The organism is Lysinibacillus sp. fls2-241-R2A-57 (genome assembly GCF_030209535.1).
GTDB lineage: Bacteria > Bacillota > Bacilli > Bacillales_A > Planococcaceae > Lysinibacillus.
Map to the genome: position 1 here is coordinate 1 of NZ_JARVRU010000216.1, position 16,010 is coordinate 16,010.

Consider the following 16,010-nt stretch of genomic DNA (forward strand, 5'->3'; position numbering starts at 1 on the left):
TCTTTCCGTCGCTCTAGCTCTTCCATCCGTCGCTTCGGCCTCTTTCCGTCGCTCTGGTCCTTCTTTCCGTCGCTTTAGCTCTTCCATCCGTCACTCTGGCCATTCTTTCCGTCGCTCTAGCTCTTCCATCCGTCGCTTCGGCCTCTTTCCGTCGCTCTAGCTCTTCCATCCGTCGCTCTGGCCATTCTTTCCGTCGCTTTGACTATTCTTTCCGTCGCTCTGATCTCATTCCGTCGCTTCGACTCTTCTATCCGTCACCTTGGCTCTTCTTTCCGTCGCTTTGGCTCTTCTTTCCGTCACTCTGGACCTTCTTTCTGTCGCTTTGGCTCTTCTTTCCGTCGCTCTAGCTCTTCCATCCGTCGCTTTGGCTCTTCTTTCCGTCGCTCTAGCTCTTCCATCCGTCACTTCGGCTCTTCTTTCCGTCGGTTCGGCTCTTCCTTCCGTCGCTTTGGCCCTTCTTTCCGTCGCTTCGGCTCTTCCATCCGTCGCTCTGGCTCTTCTTCCGTCGCTCTGGCTCTTCTTTCCGTCGGTTCGAACTCTTCCCGTCACTCTGGCCCCTCTTTCCATCGCTTCGGCTCTTCCTTCCGTCGCTTTCTCTCTCCTATACGACGTTTTAAAAAAGCTGTATAAGCTTAAACGCCTATACAGCTCCTATTGCTATTTTGCTCTTTCTGTAATTGTCTTTGCAATACAATCGCCATGGAAACGGCCATTTTCAATAAAAATTTCGTTGGCATTGTTTCCGGCTGCAATTACGCCTGCAATGAATAATCCTTCTACATTTGTTTCCATAGTTTCTGGATTAAAGAAAGGACGACCTGTTTCATCATCGATTGTGACACCCATTGCTCGAATAAAGGAATGATCTGGATGGTAGCCTGTCATCGCAAAAACAAAATCATTTTTTATTGATTTCTTGCTACCATCATTTTCTAAAACGACCTCATGTTCACTAATTTCCAACACATTTGTATTGAAATACATCTTAACTTCTTCATTGCGCACTACCCCTTCAAATTCTGGTAGTACCCACGGTTTAATACTTGGCGAATACTCACTTCCGCGATAAACAACAGCGACACGTGCTCCAGCCTTATTTAACTCAAGCGCCGCATCTACAGCCGAATTTTTCCCACCAATTACAAGAACATCCGTATCGAAAAATTCATGCCCCTCTTTAAAGTAATGGAAAACTTTCGGTAATTGCTCACCTGGAATGTTTAAATAGTTTGGATGGTCATAGTACCCTGTTGCGATCACAACATAAGGTGTTTCATAAACTTCTTTATCTGTTGTTACTGTAAACACTGCTCCATTTTTTACAACGCTATTTACTTTCTCAAATCGGTTTACTTGAATATTTTTTAATCGCACAACTTCTCGATAATAAACTAGTGCTTGATTTCGCTTAGGTTTACGTCCTTCAATTATAAATGGCACATCACCGATAGCTAAACGTTCACTCGTACTAAAAAAAGTTTGATGCGTAGGGTAATTGTAAATCGCATTTACGATGTTTCCTTTTTCAATTACCATTGGCTTTAATCCAATATTTTGCAAGGCTATTGCTGCTGCTAAACCACATGGGCCTCCTCCAACAATAATTGCATCTACTTGCTGCATTTCTTGACACTCCTATCAACTTCGTATCAGCAAAACTATGCCAATTCTTTACTTTCAAAACGATTATCTTCCATTATACGCCTTTTATCGAGTTTTGGTTGTTTATTTACCCGAAATTTCAATGTCAATAATATGACACTGTGGTCTCGCGCCAAGTCGGAAAGGTAACAATGTCGTACCATAACCGTTACTTACTAACGTCATCACACCTTCACGCTCTCGATAAGAGCCATTTGGATGCACACCGTATGAGCCTATTCTAATTTGACCACCGTGTAAATGCCCACCAATCATTAAATCTGCTCTAAATTTTGCACGGACCCTTGCAAAAACGCCTGGGTTATGTGAAATAAAAACAACTAAATCTTTCTCTCCCACCTTTGCAAATGCTTCATCAAAGCTATATTTCATTGTAGATGTATCCTCAATGGCACTTAGCCAAAAGCGGTTTTTTTTAGGTAGTAATACAGCATCATTGGCTATTATCTGAACAGCATGCTCCTGTAAAATACCTCGTAGTCGCTCTTCACCTACTTCCCTGTCATTATTGCCCCATACAAAATAAGTCGGTCCTAAAGGAGTCAATAATTTTAGATTGTCATGAATACGTTCAATAGGTGTGCGTCCATCTGCGAAATCTCCACCAATAATGACAGCATCAAATTGGCCATCTAACTGCTCAATCATCTGGCGGTTAACTTTGCGTAAATGGGTATCCGAAATAAAAAAAAGTCGAATCTTTTCCTGTTCACCCTTTAATAACAATTGATGATGTAAAACATTGTTTTCATGTGCCACCTTCAACATATAAAGCAGGAACGCGATGACTACTAAAACAAATAGTCCAATATAAATCATTCCCTCACATCTCCTTACGACAGCAAAAAGACGATTCGTTGTAATGAAGAATCGCCTTTTCACTAAATCAGACGTACGCCTCAACTTTATTTGTTGTTGACGTTTGTCCTTTATTTTATACTAGAAAAACATCATTGCCAAAGAATGACACCTGCTTTTCTTATGGTAGTTTAATAACTTGCCCAACCATTACATCATTTGAAGACATACCGTTTGCTGCACGGATTTTCGATAGTGTTGCTTCACTTCCATCACCGTAGTGATTCAATGCAATACGATATAGATTTTCATTTGCCTTTACAGTATGGGTACTTGCTTTTGCAGTTTGTTTCTGTTGTTCTGCTTTACGTGCTTCCTCAGCTTTGCGCGCTTGTTCAGCTTTACGTGCTTGTTCAGCTTTATTCGCTTCTGCTTTTCTTGCCGCTTCTGCTTGTGCTATTCTAGCTTGCTCAGCTTTTTTAGCTTCTTCGGCTTTCCTAGCATCTTCGGCACTCTTGGCTGCTTCGGCATTTTTCGCTTCCTCAGCTGCCTTTTTTTCAGCTGCTAATTTCTCAGCGTCTTTCTTAGACTGATCTTTAGCTTTATCTTCTTTACTTGCTTTATCTTCTTTTTTTGCTTTATCGTCTTCTTTATTTTTTTCAGCGGATTCAGTTTTATTTCCTGACTTATCAATTTCTACAATTGTATCCGAAGAATTTTTTTCAGCTTCTTCTATTGTTTCACCTGGTTCATAGAATTTTAAAAAATAAATTAAGATCGATAATGGAATTAAGATAAAGATTACAAAAAGAATCGTCATTAATGGCGTTTTTCGTTTTGTATTTTTCGGCTTTTTATTATTGCCCCCATTTTTATTCATTCTTGAAACTCTAGATAAATTTTGCTGCTCTTCTTGTTCTTCTCCAAAAGATTGACGGTGTTCTTCTATTTTATCACGATAATCTTCTTTACTCATTCGCCTTTCCTCCAACCTTACTACGCTTTCTATCATTCTATTATGACGAATTTTGCGAAAAAAGTAAATGACCGTCAGTTATAGTCTAAAAAGGTTCCTCATCATAACTTGAGGTTGATCATTACGACTGGGCGCTTTCCGATGTTCCACTGAGCCGATCCAGGGTCTCATTTGTGACGCAAAACCTCAATTTCAGTCGCCCTGAGTCTTCAATCACATGACATACATTTTAACAAAATGTCATCCCAACTTTCAGTGATAAGCCTCTATAAACCTATTAAAAGTTGCTTTAACCGACTTTTCCATGGAATCATTTCTATTTTCTTCTCTTCCTTCAAGCGTTCTTTATTGATTTCATCATAATGGATTCCACAATTTTCACAACAGTTTTCCGGTTTTTTCAGCAATTTTTGCCCAAAATACCCGACTAGCTGCGTGCGAATACAGTCTTTTGTCTGAGTAATTTTTTGCATTTCATCGACAGCACGGTATTTTTCCAGTGCCAAATGATTTAAACGCGCTTTAACTTGTTCTATTGTTTCTTGTTGTAACCAGTAATCAAGTACACGAAAAGCAGTCTCACTCAGCTCTCCGTTTTTCAACATTTGAGAGGGTTGTACTTGTTGATTTAGTAGTTCCTGATAACGATCGACATGACCAGCTGTTGGCAAATCACTTGTTACAACAAATTTCGCAAGTTCTTCGTCACCTTCGCAATAAAGTAAAATCGCTAGCGCCGGCTGACCATCACGCCCTGCACGGCCAATCTCCTGCATGTAATTTTCTACATTGGCAGGCATCGTTTCATGGATGACCTGACGAATATTTGACTTATTGATACCCATTCCAAAAGCATTTGTAGCCACAATCCAGTCGAGCTCTCCGTCAATAAACTGTTGCTGAATAAATTGACGGTCCTCAGCACCATAGCCTGCATGATAAGCAGCCGCTCGTATGCCTGCCTGGATAAGTACTTCGCTATATTGTTCGGCACGCTTGCGCGAGGACATATATAAAATGCCTGGTCCTGCCGTTTCTTTTATATACTGCATTATCCAGTGTGTTTTATCTGCCCTATCCTCAAATACAACACGCCCAAGATGAATATTAGGCCGATCCACATTATACAAAAACTCAAATGGCGCATCTAGCGACAATGTGGCACGTATATCATTGACTACTTTACTTGTCGCAGTTGCTGACAAAGCTAAAACTGGTGGACGATTTACTTGTGAAAACCATTGTCCAATTCGTAAATAATCTGGTCGAAAATCAAAGCCCCACTGAGAAATACAATGAGCCTCATCTACTACGATTAAACCTAACTGCATTTGCGAAAGCTTGTCCTGAACTTGTTGCTGTAAAAGCATTTCTGGTGATGTAAAAATAAAACGATACTGCTCTAAAAAATGTAATACATATCGTTTTTCACTTACATTTAAAAATGAATTTAAGGCAACTACTCTTTTTTCCCCAAAGCGTTTTAACTCCTCTACCTGATCCTGCATTAGCGAAAGCAACGGAGAAACAATTAATACCGGCTTCTGCAAGATATACCCCGGCAACTGATAACAAAGTGATTTTCCCATTCCTGTTGGTAATAAAGCAATAACATCTTGTCCTCCTAGAATTGCTTCAATGACCTCTTTTTGCCCTGGACGAAATGCTGTATAGCCAAAATGCTTTGCCAATATTTGTTCAAGTTCCATTTATACTTCTCCTTTCGCGAGGACAAGCTTTATCTGGAAATAACTCATACCTTCAACCACTTCATGCAAAGTTTTTAATTTTTTTGTTTGATATTGTTTCGATGCCTGCCAAACTTTTTCCGCTTCCTCATAAGAGACGAATGGACCAATCGAAAAGTTTGGTTCATACATAGCTAATTCTACTAAATGATCCTCAATTGTACTTTGTTTTAGCTTTCTAATTTGCACAATCTGTTCAATTGAATAGCCCTGCTCATATAAATGTGCTGTTTGCTGAGCTGAATCGGTTAGTAACGCCTTTACTCTTATCTCCTCAGCTATTTTGCCAAGTAACGGATAATCATTTGTTTGATGTACTTCATTTAATAATGTATGTAGCAATTCTATAAACGCTAATTGACAATCTAAAACTTCTTCCTTTCGTTCACTAGCAAGCTGCTGCCACGTCCATCCTGGTAACCCATAACCACTTAATCGATAAAGGACAAGCTGTTTGTTGGCTTCAGACAAGGTTAACCCAGAAAGCACATGTTCACATTCCTCCAATAATTGCTGCTGTAAATGCCCATCTTGATAGTTATGCTCGAGTAAAAATGTACGAACCCAAGATTGAATATTCGTATCCCGACTTATTGGAGAAAAGGAACGAATTCCAGCACTTTGATAGGATAAGCTTTGTACAATTAAAGAGAATCTAGCAAAAAATAGATGCTCATTTCCCCTATAGTGCCACCCATCAAATAAAAACTCAGGTGTCTGCTCCGCTCGCTGTAAGCCTAGCTTTTTCATGGAATAGTGACCGGATTCTTGCATTATTAACCAACTATACTGTAAAAATAAAGATACGGCCTCATCAAATGTTGCTCGAGGTAACTTAGGTAGTAGCCCAAAATAATTATGTAGCTGAAATAGCCCGATATCTTGAATAGTCTGGCCTGAGCGCTTCCCTCTCAATACATGATAGGCAGCTGAAATAGTTCGTTCATTATTGAGTTTTTGAAAGATTTGCAATAAAATTTGATGAAACATAGACGCAAATTCCTCCAATTTAATAGTATTTATGTTGAAATGTAAGTTAAACATCTTTAAAATGAGTATGAAGCTTTGTAGGAATATCGTAAAAGGAGAGAAAGAAAATGGCTAAATACACAATTGTTGATAAAGATACATGTATCGCTTGTGGCGCTTGCGGAGCCGCAGCACCAGATATTTATGATTATGATGATGAAGGGATTGCCTTCGTTATTTTAGATGATAACATGGGAACTGCTGAAGTTCCAGAAGATCTATTAGAAGACATGCAAGATGCTTTCGAAGGTTGCCCAACTGACTCAATCAAAGTAGCAGACGAAACTTTTGATGGCGACTCATTAAAATTCGAATAGTTTTTACACTTCATTAGTTTTGAAGGCATCCTTAACCGGGTGCCTTTACTTTTATATGTCAGCTTTAATTGATTGTATGATGATTTATTTCCCCATTTTGGCTTCACATAAAAACTATTGGAGGAATGATAGTGTTTAATCAATTAGAAACAGATCATAGCTTATACCAAATTGATGAAGAAAATATTCAACAATTTAAAAATCTTGCAGCAAAATGGCAAACTATTTTTCCCGATTTTCAATCTAAGTGTATGAATGCATTAGATTCTTGGGCTGTTATTTTAAATTGCTGGTTCTTTTTAAAATCTCATCAAAAAGATAGTCTTTTTTTAAATTCTTCAAAGGCTATGCACTATTCAATTAACATTTTTTTAATTGAAGAGCTCAAAAAGATTCAAATTATTCATAAAATTACCGAGAAAAATGATGATGATTTATTCTATTTCGTCGCTTTCCAACTAGGCAATAATATTGACCTCTGGGCCTATAACATATTTGGACAAAATGATGCGGCAGATCTTATAGAACAAATAATCCAGCAACCCTATTTTCTAGCTCATTTGAATGATGATCTTATATCTAGCGACAAAACATTTCATAAAGTTCAAACAAGAGCAATCAAATATATGGCACAGGCTATTCGTACGCAAAACTCCTTTAGAATTGCAGTACACAGCGCAGTTTACAGAGCATTAGATATATATGAGTCAGCTAAAATTTAAATACAGCTATTGGATTCGTCTCTAAGTACGTGGAGATGAATTTTTTTTGCCCTGCGTAATTGTTGCTGTCGCTACGTTAGCACTTCGCTTTCGCACAGATATAATTGGACACTCTTTTCATCTTATTATTGCATCCATTTTTTATGTATGATAAGATTTTAGTAGTTGGTACTAATAACAGATATTATTTCATAAAGGGGTTCTTATAGATGATGGATAATTTATTACAATTAAAAGATAAGAATATCGTTGTAATGGGCGTAGCAAACGATCGAAGTATTGCTTGGGGTATCGCAAAACGTTTATTTGATGTAGGTGCAAATGTTATTTTCACATACCGTCAAGAACGTTCATTAAAAAAATTACAAATGCAATTAGAGAAAATCGGACAATCTGATTCACTGATCGTACAATGTGATGTCAACAGCGACGAGAGCACAAAAGCAGCCTTCGATGAAATCGGTACAAAAGTAGGCGTTATCCATGGTATCGTGCACTCAGTAGCGTTTGCTAATGCAGAAGATTTACACAATCGCTTCTTAAATACAACTCGTGACGGCTATGCATTTGCACAAGATACTAGTGCTTATTCCCTTATTTCAGCAGCAAAAGCAGCACATCCTTATATGACTGAAGGCGGTTCTATCGTAACGATGAGTTATTTAGGAGCAGAACGCGTGCTTGATGGCTACAACGTAATGGGCGTAGCGAAAGCTGCATTAGAGGCTTCTACGCGCTACCTTGCTGCAGATATTGGTAAAGATAATATTCGCGTCAATGCAATCTCAGCTGGAGCGATTCGCACACTTGCTGCAAAAGGCGTTCCTTCTTTCAACACAATTTTACACAAAATCGAAGAAACAGCTCCATTAAAACGCAATGTTCAACAAGACGAAGTAGCAGATATGACAATCGTGATGCTTTCTCACTTATCACGCGGTGTGACAGGCGAAACGATTTACATCGACGCTGGCTACAATATTATGGGTTAAATACAAAGAAGCATGGAAGATCATCATTGATCTCTCATGCTTCTTTGTTTCGGATTTATAAATCTGTTATTTTATTACCTTTGGAGCTGGGTAATCAAAGCCCTTTGTATCTACTTCGACCTTTTTCATTATTTGATCTTTTATTGGTTTTTCACCATCTCGTTCAGCAGCAGCGATAGCATCTACTGTTTCCATCCCCTCGATTACTTTCCCAAAAGCAGCATATTGGCCATCTAGTTGCGGTGTATCCTTTACCATAATGAAAAATTGAGATCCCGCAGAATTCGGATCATTTGAACGAGCCATTGAAATGACACCGCGTTCATGCTTCAAATCATTTTTAAAACCGTTTGAAGAAAACTCACCTTCAATCGAATAGTCTGGTCCACCCGTACCATTACCTGAAGGATCTCCACCTTGAATCATAAAATCAGGGACAACTCGATGGAAAATAAGACCATCATAAAAGCCTTTTTTAGCTAAGGAAATAAAATTTGCTACCGTATTCGGCGCAGTAGAAGGTTCTAATTCGATGACGATTTTTTCATCATTGTTCATCGTAATTGTTACAATTGGATTTTCCTTCACTTTTGATGAATAATCTACATTGTCTTCCGATTTTTCTTTAGCTGCTCCACAACCCGTCAACACAAAAGCTACCGCTAGCAGAGCAAAGGCAACATAAAATCCTTTATATCGCGCGAACATATTCTTTCAACTCCTTTTTATACCAGTCTTCTCATTATAAGACTATCAAATAGCTTACGACAAATCATTTTTAGGAACATATAAGCCATCAAAATAAAAGCAATTCCTAAGGCCCTGTTGCAATACGTTGTTTGGCAATAATACCAGTTAATAAAAATGACAGTAAACATGCAACAACTAAAAATACAGTAATCATTGCAATAACGCCACCCCAGCCATAATGCATCCAGAAAACCCCTCCCACTGTTCCTCCAACGCTGGAACCAAAATAATAGAAAAACAAATAGAGAGAAGATGCTTGTGCTTTATCATGAGTGGCTCGCTTACTCACCCAGCCACTGGCAATCGAGTGAGCCGCAAAGAAACCAAAAGTAAAGATTGTAATCCCTATAATTTTCAAACTAAGTAGCCCGATTAATGTAAGAATTGCCCCTGTCAACATAATAGCAATGGACAATAACAACATTTTTCGGCGGCCATATTGATCCGCTAGACTACCGAACCAAGCAGAGCTAAAAGTACCTACTAAGTAAATAACAAAAATCCAACCAACAATTGTGGCACTTAAATTATAAGGAGGTGCCATTAATTTAAAGCCAATATAATTATACAGTGTCACAAAACTTCCCATTAAAACAAAGCTTATACCAAAAAGACACAGCATCGATGGATCTTTTAAATGCTGAACAAGGGATTTCGTCAGTGCCTTTATTTGTAACGGACGCGCAGTAAAATGCTTGGAGTTTGGTAACATCCAGACAAATAACACACTAATCAAAAGACTGATTACACCAAGGACAATCATCCCTACTTGCCAATTATAAAGATCTGTTAACGTTCCGATAATGACCCTGCCACTTAGTCCTCCAACCGAATTTCCACTTATGTATAAGCCCATGGCAATACCTAAGCTAGATGGGTCAATCTCCTCTCCTAAATAAGCCATAGCAATTGCAGGCAATCCAGCAAAAACTACTCCCTGTATAACACGCAACACTAAAATCGTTTCAAAATTAGGAGCAAAGGCAAGTGCAAGTGTAAGAATAGATGCCGCAAAAATAGAAATCGTCATCAAAGATTTTCTGCCCCATGCCTCTGATAATGAGCCCACAATAATCATACTGATAGATAACGCAAAAGTTGTCACAGAAAGCGATAAACTCGCAACTGCTGGTGATACATGAAACTCCTTTGCAAATGTTGGTAGCAGCGGTTGTGACACATATAAGTTAGCGAAAGTTATAAAGCCTGCTAAAAATAAAGCCCAATTAGCTTTATTAAAGGCCTTAGTCCCTCTTTGTATAGTACCCATTTTTTCTCTCTCCTTACGTACAGCCAGTCCTACTATTATTCTAATACAATTTTTTTAATCACACGATAGACTTGTCAAAAAATAGACATATTTATCCCTATTACTGTTATTCATCTCTTATTAAACGCAGAAAAAGCAAATATGTAACAGTAGAAAAGCTCTATAAATATTATTTCATCAGGCGAGTTGGTTAGAAAAAAATGGGTTTATTATTGAGCGATAAAAGGATTTTTCCGTTACTATCCCGCTTATATATTTCCATTTTAACTGATTGTAGTGGAGGAAGCGGCTCGACGCTCGCTCGCAGGAAGCCTTGCTCTGCACGAAAGCGAAGCGTCAGCGCCAAATGGTTTATCTGTGCGAAAGCGAAGCGTCAGCAACAAATGGTTTATCTGTGCGAAAGCGAAGCGTCAGCAACAAAGCGAGGAGCCCGTAGCAGAAATTGCCTCTTCGAATATATATAAATGGTTAATCAACACAACTGTTATTTCATTTCCCTTTCAAGGTTCTTTAAATAATCAACATCTCATTCAGCTACAGTTTACTTATAATTTGTCACATTATTTTTAAGAAAATTTAAAATTTTATCTATTTTGAATTAGCAGTTATTATGATACAGTGGAAGATAATCAACTAGAAATCATTGGTAATAACAACTCCGATGACTTATGCACAATGCGTTAAAATATTAAAGAGGTGAAAACTATTGCAAATTACAATTGATCAACAATTATTTTTACGAACTGTCACATTAGAAGATGCCAAAACTGTTTTTGCATTAACAGATGCATCTCGAGACTATTTGCGAGAATGGTTGCCGTGGCTAGATATTACAAAAGAAGTAACCGACACAACAGCTTATATTGAAGGTTGTATCAAGGGACACGAAGCTAAAAGTAGCCTCTCGCTTGTCATCATTTTTCAAAATGAAATCGTTGGGATTGCTGGCTTCAATACTATAAACCATAGCAATAAAATAGCTGCTATTGGCTATTGGCTCAGTGAAGGAGCTCAAGGACATGGTATTATGACAAAGACCGTACAGGCTTTATTACAATATGCTTTCGAAGAGTTACAGCTCAATAAAGTCGAAATTCGTGCTGCTGTGGACAATGCAAAAAGCCGTGCCATCCCAGAGCGACTTGGCTTTACAAAAGAAGGGACTATTCGTGAAGCAGAATGGCTTTACGATCATTATGTAGACCATACTGCATACGGCATGCTCGCTAGTGAGTGGAAACAAATTAATGAGGACTATTCTTGTTCTTAATCGATAAATAGCCACCTGATGACACTTAGTATCAGGTGGCTATTGTTATTATTTTTGTTCAACTGTTTCTTTTATCTCTTTTTGTGTTTCATCAGCTGTAGCTGTTTGCTTCTTTTCTAAGCCAGCTGCTATTTGCTCTAACTCAGGACGCAATGTATGTTTACCTGCATAGCTTTCAATTAGTTCCTTCACGTCAATCCCTGAAGTTTCTTTCAATGATTCTTGTAATGTTGACATTAAATTAGTTGCGTAAGCAGTTACTTTATTGGCACCACCGTTTCCTTCTCCTCCACCAGTATCAACAACAGTAATCTTATCGATATTGCCAAGTGGACTCGCAAGCTCTTTCGCATATTCTGGCATCATACGTACAATCATATCAAGGACAGCTGCTTGACCATAGTATTCGAAGGCTTCCGCAATCTTACGTTTCGCCTCGGCTTCTGCAAGACCACGAAGACGAATAATATCTGCATCTGTTTCCCCTTTTGCACGCTCAGCATCCGCTTTCGCAAGACCGTCCAAACGAATTTTCTCTGCTTCAGCTTGTGCTAACGATTCGATACGGTATTTCTCCGCATCCGCCTGCGCTAGTTCACGCATTTTAGCCGCAACTGCATTTTGCTCAACAGCATAACGATCAGCATCAGCCTTTTTCTTAACTTCTGAATCGTATTGCTTCTCACGACGTAAAATCTCTTTTTCTTCTAACTCAATTTGCTTTTGACGTTCAATAATACGAATTTGCATTTCCTGTTCAGTTACTTCCTGTTTTGCACGCGCCGTTTCTAACTCATATGCTTGGTCTGCACGAGCTTTTGCAATATCTTGTTCACGACGGAATTCAGCTACTTTTAACTGATTTTCTTTTTCTGCTTCCGCAATTTCTGTAGCACGTTCAAGCTCAGCCTTTTGCGCTTCTTTGGATGCTTCAGCACGCTTAATACGCGTTTCTTTTTCAGCGTCTGCCGTCGCGATATCCGCGTCACGTTTAACCTGGGCAATACGTGGCTTACCAAGCGATTCTAAGTAGCCATTTTTATCGCGTACATCTTTAATCGTAAAGGAAACGATTGTCAGACCCATCTTCGCCAAATCCTGAGATGCAACACGTTGTACTTCCTGAGAGAATTTATCACGGTTTTTATAAATTTCTTCAACCGTCATTGACCCTAAGATCGAACGTAAATGACCTTCTAACACTTCACGCGCTTCATTTTCACGATCTTCCTTTTGCTTTCCTAAAAACTGCTCTGCTGCAGTTGCAATTTCTGAAATAGAACCACCAATTTTAATGATAGCGGTTCCATCTGCCATCACTGGTACACCTTGCTCTGTATACACTTCAGGTGTTGTCACATCAAGCTTACTAGACAATAAGCTTAATGGCTGCGCTTGCTGGAAAATTGGGAATACGAATGTCCCGCCACCACGGATAATTTTTATACGATTTCCTGACTCATCTTTATGTACATTTTTTGAGCCAAGATAGCTACCTGTTACAATAAGTGCCTCATCAGGACCCGCTGTACGATACTTGGTCACATACAGTGCAACTATGGCAATTAAAATAAAAGCTACAATCCCTAAAACACTTAAAATTCCCATCGACATATACGTATCTCTCCTTTATAAAAATTTCTTCTCATAGGATCTCACAAAAAGCGTTCCTTCCTTTACTTCCACAACAAGTACCGTCGTATCGTAGTCGATAGCCTCATTGTCAAAGCCTGTTGCTCGCTTCGAAATCAAACCACTTGTCGTTTCAATAACAACTTCTCCAAAACCGTCACTTGGGATTGGGACAATTACCTTTCCAAGCTGACCCCCAAGCGATTCTTCCGTATAAGCTAAAGAAACATCGGCCGATCTAAGCGGAACAAGAACGAATAAATAAAATAGTGCACTTAAAATAGCTCCGATGATACAAGCAGCAACGATATTCCAAACGCTAGGGAATAAGACTAACTTTTCTAAAATAAATCCTGCTGCTGACATCAACGTAATGAAAGATAGAATGACACTTGGATTAAAAATCGGTAGCCCCTCTCCAATGCCTTCAACAGCATCACCAAAAAACATAAACAAAAGAGTTGCAAGGCCGGCGAAAATTAATACCACTAAAAAGATCTGCTCAAGTGAATAGCCAAATAGCGTCAAGTTGTTCACCCCTTTTCATTGTATTACCTTCTATACGATTGTACCAAACAGAAAGTTTCATAATTTTTTGTATTTTTTCAAACATTCTAATGAATAGTTTTATATTAGTAATTTTCATTTTCTTCAAACAGAACCATGTTACAATATAATGAATACAGGCAACTAAGGAGATATTGCATGAAGCTTTCAACCATTTTAAATTTTTGTATTCTTGTATTTTTCACCTTACTTTTCGTCAATGATTTTTTCCCACACACTACATTATCTGAGATACTGTCTAAACAAATCATCCTCCTTATATTAATCGCTCTTGTCATCGTACAAATTGCGTTGGACAAAGGTAAATATAAAAAGCTTTCTAAAAAAGCATATGTTGGCTTAACAGTATATACAGTCATGCTTTGGATTGTTTTAACATTACTTGGCGGTGAATCGCAATTAGGTTTATCCTATACCAGTCCTGTTTTTTATTTGATCGTGTTTTTACTTGCGCTTGATTTACTACGTCTTTATCGTCAATCAAAAAGAGAGCAGTCTGAGGAAAAAGCAAAGCAATAAATACAGCTCATCGGACGCAGCCGCCCAGGAAAGCGCCCAGCCAGAATGGAAATCAACTCCACATTATGGTTCTACCCGTTGATTTTATCTACAAAAATAAAAAGCATGTCACCGGTCGAACTTATTTTAAAGCTCCAATCGGCAGATATGCTTTTTTATAATTCCAATACATTTATGAGATTAAATGCTTTCAATCTCTAAAAAATAAAGCATAAAACAACTTTAATTTTGTGCTAATTGGAGCAAATAAAATGACGAGCGTGTGTGCTGGAATGGAATTGATTGAGGGTAATCGTTCTAATCTTTTTTAAACTAAGAAACATACAACACATAAAGTCCAGGTACTCACCATATAACGAGCGCCTGGTCAATCATTTTTTCATAGCCCTAATCTATTTTATATCTGTAATAGACTAGTACAATACTCTGAGAGCAAAATCAAATGCTCCTGCTCTTTTAGAGAGTTAAAGCTATGTAGTAGAGAGTCTACGGAAATTGTAGACTCTCATTTTAATACACAGCACCTAATGCATGATTTAAAGTTACCTCTATACCACAATTGTATAAGCTTAAAAAGCTGATTCTAACGTACCGTTGGTTTACAAATTAAAATGGTTATTTCTCTCAACTAATAAATGAATTATCTTTGATTAATAACAAATAAACTGTAATCGTGTAAGAACAATTTTTAAGGATAATCATATAATAAATCTAGGTCTCCTATTCCACAGTGTTAATAAAAGAGCCATGTCACCCAATAATATAAAATGACTAATGTAAAGATGACTGTGGGAGGAATCACGATGATAGTAACTTTAATGTATTCCCACCATGTGATTTTTACTTTTCCTTTCCTTACGATGTGCATCCACATTAGTGTTGCAAGAGTACCCATAGGAAGTAACAGTGCACCTATGTCACTTCCAATAATGTTTGCTAAATAAGCAACTTTCAAGGAAATAGGGTCAAGTCCCATATTGGTTAACGTAATAGTTCCAACCATAAGCGCTGGGTGGTTATTGAAGATATTAGAAAGTACTGAAAGTAGTACGCCCATTAAGACGCTTGTATTGAGTAGGTTTTCTGAAACCAGTGGGCGCATAGATTGAATTAACCATTCCGTTAAGCCAATATTATTGAGACCATAGATGATGACATACATACCAAACGCAAAAACGATAATATACCATGGTGTTTTTTTCAGCATATCACCTGGAGGTATTTTTAAATAAGCCCATCTCCATCCTAAAAGAACGAGGGATCCAATTACCGCCATAACAGAAATTGGAATTCCTAAAAACGAGGCTAAGAACAGACTTAACCGAACGCCAAATACAAATAGAAGTACATTTAGCATAAACTTAGTACGCTTTTGCTTAGATTTTCCTAAAGCAATTTGTTTAAGTGGATGATAGGAAGGAAGAGACATCCCTGTTACATTTGTAGGAACAGTTTTAGGTAGGTTCTTTTTGAAGTATAAAAACAGTAAACCGACTAATAGTAATAAACCGATTGTTGCAGGAACAAACATCATTGCTGTATGTGAATACAAGCTCATATCAACAATTTTTAACGCAATTAGATTTACGATGTTACTTACCCCGATTGGAGCACTGGATGCAGTTGCAATTAAACCTCCAGAAATTAAATATGGAATCTTTTGACGATTTTCTAATCCCATATTGTTTAATAACATAATTAATCACGCGTGTTGATTATCTAATTTCTTCCAATGAAAATTATACAAAAAGAGAGATT

Annotated in this window: 16 protein-coding genes and 1 pseudogene; 7 read left to right on the forward strand and 10 right to left on the reverse strand. The window is 38.0% G+C overall.

From position 1 onward, the window contains the following. Positions 1 to 198 precede the first annotated feature (198 nt). Positions 199 to 630, forward strand: a complete 432-nt coding sequence (locus QRN68_RS25775) for a hypothetical protein (protein ID WP_285400226.1) — start codon at positions 199 to 201, stop codon at positions 628 to 630. 27 nt (positions 631 to 657) lie between these two features. Here the strand turns inward: QRN68_RS25775 and QRN68_RS25780 are convergent, their stop codons facing one another. The 5 genes from QRN68_RS25780 to QRN68_RS25800 form a co-directional block, all read right to left on the reverse strand. Next, positions 658 to 1,623, reverse strand: coding sequence for a YpdA family putative bacillithiol disulfide reductase (locus QRN68_RS25780; protein ID WP_285400227.1), 966 nt, complete (start codon positions 1,621 to 1,623; stop codon positions 658 to 660). Between the two features lie 102 nt (positions 1,624 to 1,725). Next, a complete protein-coding gene (locus tag QRN68_RS25785) occupies positions 1,726 to 2,481 on the reverse strand; it encodes a metallophosphoesterase (RefSeq protein ID WP_285400229.1) in 756 nt (251 codons plus the stop codon). A gap of 160 nt (positions 2,482 to 2,641) precedes the next feature. Then, entirely contained in the window at positions 2,642 to 3,436 is a 795-nt protein-coding gene (locus tag QRN68_RS25790) for a LysM peptidoglycan-binding domain-containing protein (RefSeq protein ID WP_285400231.1), read from the reverse strand. Positions 3,437 to 3,702: 266 nt separating this feature from the next. Continuing rightward, positions 3,703 to 5,145: a RecQ family ATP-dependent DNA helicase gene (locus QRN68_RS25795; protein ID WP_285400233.1), complete on the reverse strand. Its 1,443-nt coding sequence runs from the start codon at positions 5,143 to 5,145 to the stop codon at positions 3,703 to 3,705. After that, entirely contained in the window at positions 5,146 to 6,174 is a 1,029-nt protein-coding gene (locus QRN68_RS25800; RefSeq protein ID WP_285400234.1) for a YpbB family protein, read from the reverse strand. A 107-nt stretch (positions 6,175 to 6,281) separates the two neighbouring features. Between QRN68_RS25800 and QRN68_RS25805 the strand changes: the two genes are divergently transcribed. From QRN68_RS25805 to QRN68_RS25815, 3 genes are all read left to right on the forward strand, one after another. Beyond that, the gene (locus QRN68_RS25805) at positions 6,282 to 6,530 is read left to right on the forward strand and encodes a ferredoxin (protein WP_004232564.1); all 249 of its coding nucleotides are present in this window, start codon (positions 6,282 to 6,284) and stop codon (positions 6,528 to 6,530) included. 125 nt (positions 6,531 to 6,655) lie between these two features. After that, on the forward strand, positions 6,656 to 7,252 hold the full coding sequence (locus QRN68_RS25810) for a hypothetical protein (protein ID WP_285400238.1): 597 nt from the start codon (positions 6,656 to 6,658) through the stop codon (positions 7,250 to 7,252). A gap of 209 nt (positions 7,253 to 7,461) precedes the next feature. Continuing rightward, on the forward strand, positions 7,462 to 8,244 hold the full coding sequence (locus tag QRN68_RS25815) for an enoyl-ACP reductase FabI (RefSeq protein WP_285400239.1): 783 nt from the start codon (positions 7,462 to 7,464) through the stop codon (positions 8,242 to 8,244). 66 nt (positions 8,245 to 8,310) lie between these two features. Here QRN68_RS25815 and QRN68_RS25820 read toward each other — a convergent pair whose 3' ends face one another. After that, entirely contained in the window at positions 8,311 to 8,952 is a 642-nt protein-coding gene (locus QRN68_RS25820; protein WP_285400240.1) for a peptidylprolyl isomerase, read from the reverse strand. Positions 8,953 to 9,058: 106 nt separating this feature from the next. Continuing rightward, positions 9,059 to 10,264, reverse strand: coding sequence for an MFS transporter (locus QRN68_RS25825; RefSeq protein WP_285400241.1), 1,206 nt, complete (start codon positions 10,262 to 10,264; stop codon positions 9,059 to 9,061). A gap of 357 nt (positions 10,265 to 10,621) precedes the next feature. Here QRN68_RS25825 and QRN68_RS25830 point away from each other — a divergent pair, with 357 nt between their 5' ends. Both QRN68_RS25830 and QRN68_RS25835 read left to right on the forward strand, forming a co-directional pair. Then, positions 10,622 to 10,834, forward strand: coding sequence for a hypothetical protein (locus QRN68_RS25830; RefSeq protein ID WP_285400243.1), 213 nt, complete (start codon positions 10,622 to 10,624; stop codon positions 10,832 to 10,834). 136 nt (positions 10,835 to 10,970) lie between these two features. Further along, positions 10,971 to 11,534, forward strand: a complete 564-nt coding sequence (locus QRN68_RS25835; protein ID WP_285400244.1) for a GNAT family N-acetyltransferase — start codon at positions 10,971 to 10,973, stop codon at positions 11,532 to 11,534. A 48-nt stretch (positions 11,535 to 11,582) separates the two neighbouring features. Here the strand turns inward: QRN68_RS25835 and QRN68_RS25840 are convergent, their stop codons facing one another. Both QRN68_RS25840 and QRN68_RS25845 read right to left on the reverse strand, forming a co-directional pair. Further along, positions 11,583 to 13,148: a flotillin family protein gene (locus QRN68_RS25840; RefSeq protein ID WP_285400246.1), complete on the reverse strand. Its 1,566-nt coding sequence runs from the start codon at positions 13,146 to 13,148 to the stop codon at positions 11,583 to 11,585. A 15-nt stretch (positions 13,149 to 13,163) separates the two neighbouring features. Further along, the gene (locus QRN68_RS25845; RefSeq protein WP_285400247.1) at positions 13,164 to 13,694 is read right to left on the reverse strand and encodes an NfeD family membrane protein; all 531 of its coding nucleotides are present in this window, start codon (positions 13,692 to 13,694) and stop codon (positions 13,164 to 13,166) included. Between the two features lie 177 nt (positions 13,695 to 13,871). Between QRN68_RS25845 and QRN68_RS25850 the strand changes: the two genes are divergently transcribed. Beyond that, complete coding sequence (locus tag QRN68_RS25850; protein ID WP_285400248.1) at positions 13,872 to 14,252, forward strand: hypothetical protein; 381 nt, start codon at positions 13,872 to 13,874, stop codon at positions 14,250 to 14,252. A gap of 733 nt (positions 14,253 to 14,985) precedes the next feature. Here the strand turns inward: QRN68_RS25850 and QRN68_RS25855 are convergent. Then, positions 14,986 to 15,954: pseudogene (locus tag QRN68_RS25855) on the reverse strand (ArsB/NhaD family transporter); the annotation flags it as partial. Positions 15,955 to 16,010 lie beyond the last annotated feature (56 nt).

Excerpts from the sequence above, each read along its gene's own strand:
- QRN68_RS25780 (WP_285400227.1), bottom strand. The coding sequence starts at position 1,623 with ATGCAGCAAGTAGATGCAATTATTGTTGGAGGAGGCCCATGTGGTTTA.
- QRN68_RS25785 (WP_285400229.1), bottom strand. The coding sequence starts at position 2,481 with ATGATTTATATTGGACTATTTGTTTTAGTAGTCATCGCGTTCCTGCTT.
- QRN68_RS25790 (WP_285400231.1), bottom strand. The coding sequence starts at position 3,436 with ATGAGTAAAGAAGATTATCGTGATAAAATAGAAGAACACCGTCAATCT.
- QRN68_RS25795 (WP_285400233.1), bottom strand. The coding sequence starts at position 5,145 with ATGGAACTTGAACAAATATTGGCAAAGCATTTTGGCTATACAGCATTT.
- QRN68_RS25800 (WP_285400234.1), bottom strand. The coding sequence starts at position 6,174 with ATGTTTCATCAAATTTTATTGCAAATCTTTCAAAAACTCAATAATGAA.
- QRN68_RS25805 (WP_004232564.1), top strand. The coding sequence starts at position 6,282 with ATGGCTAAATACACAATTGTTGATAAAGATACATGTATCGCTTGTGGC.
- QRN68_RS25810 (WP_285400238.1), top strand. The coding sequence starts at position 6,656 with ATGATAGTGTTTAATCAATTAGAAACAGATCATAGCTTATACCAAATT.
- QRN68_RS25815 (WP_285400239.1), top strand. The coding sequence starts at position 7,462 with ATGATGGATAATTTATTACAATTAAAAGATAAGAATATCGTTGTAATG.
- QRN68_RS25820 (WP_285400240.1), bottom strand. The coding sequence starts at position 8,952 with ATGTTCGCGCGATATAAAGGATTTTATGTTGCCTTTGCTCTGCTAGCG.
- QRN68_RS25825 (WP_285400241.1), bottom strand. The coding sequence starts at position 10,264 with ATGGGTACTATACAAAGAGGGACTAAGGCCTTTAATAAAGCTAATTGG.
- QRN68_RS25840 (WP_285400246.1), bottom strand. The coding sequence starts at position 13,148 with ATGTCGATGGGAATTTTAAGTGTTTTAGGGATTGTAGCTTTTATTTTA.
- QRN68_RS25850 (WP_285400248.1), top strand. The coding sequence starts at position 13,872 with ATGAAGCTTTCAACCATTTTAAATTTTTGTATTCTTGTATTTTTCACC.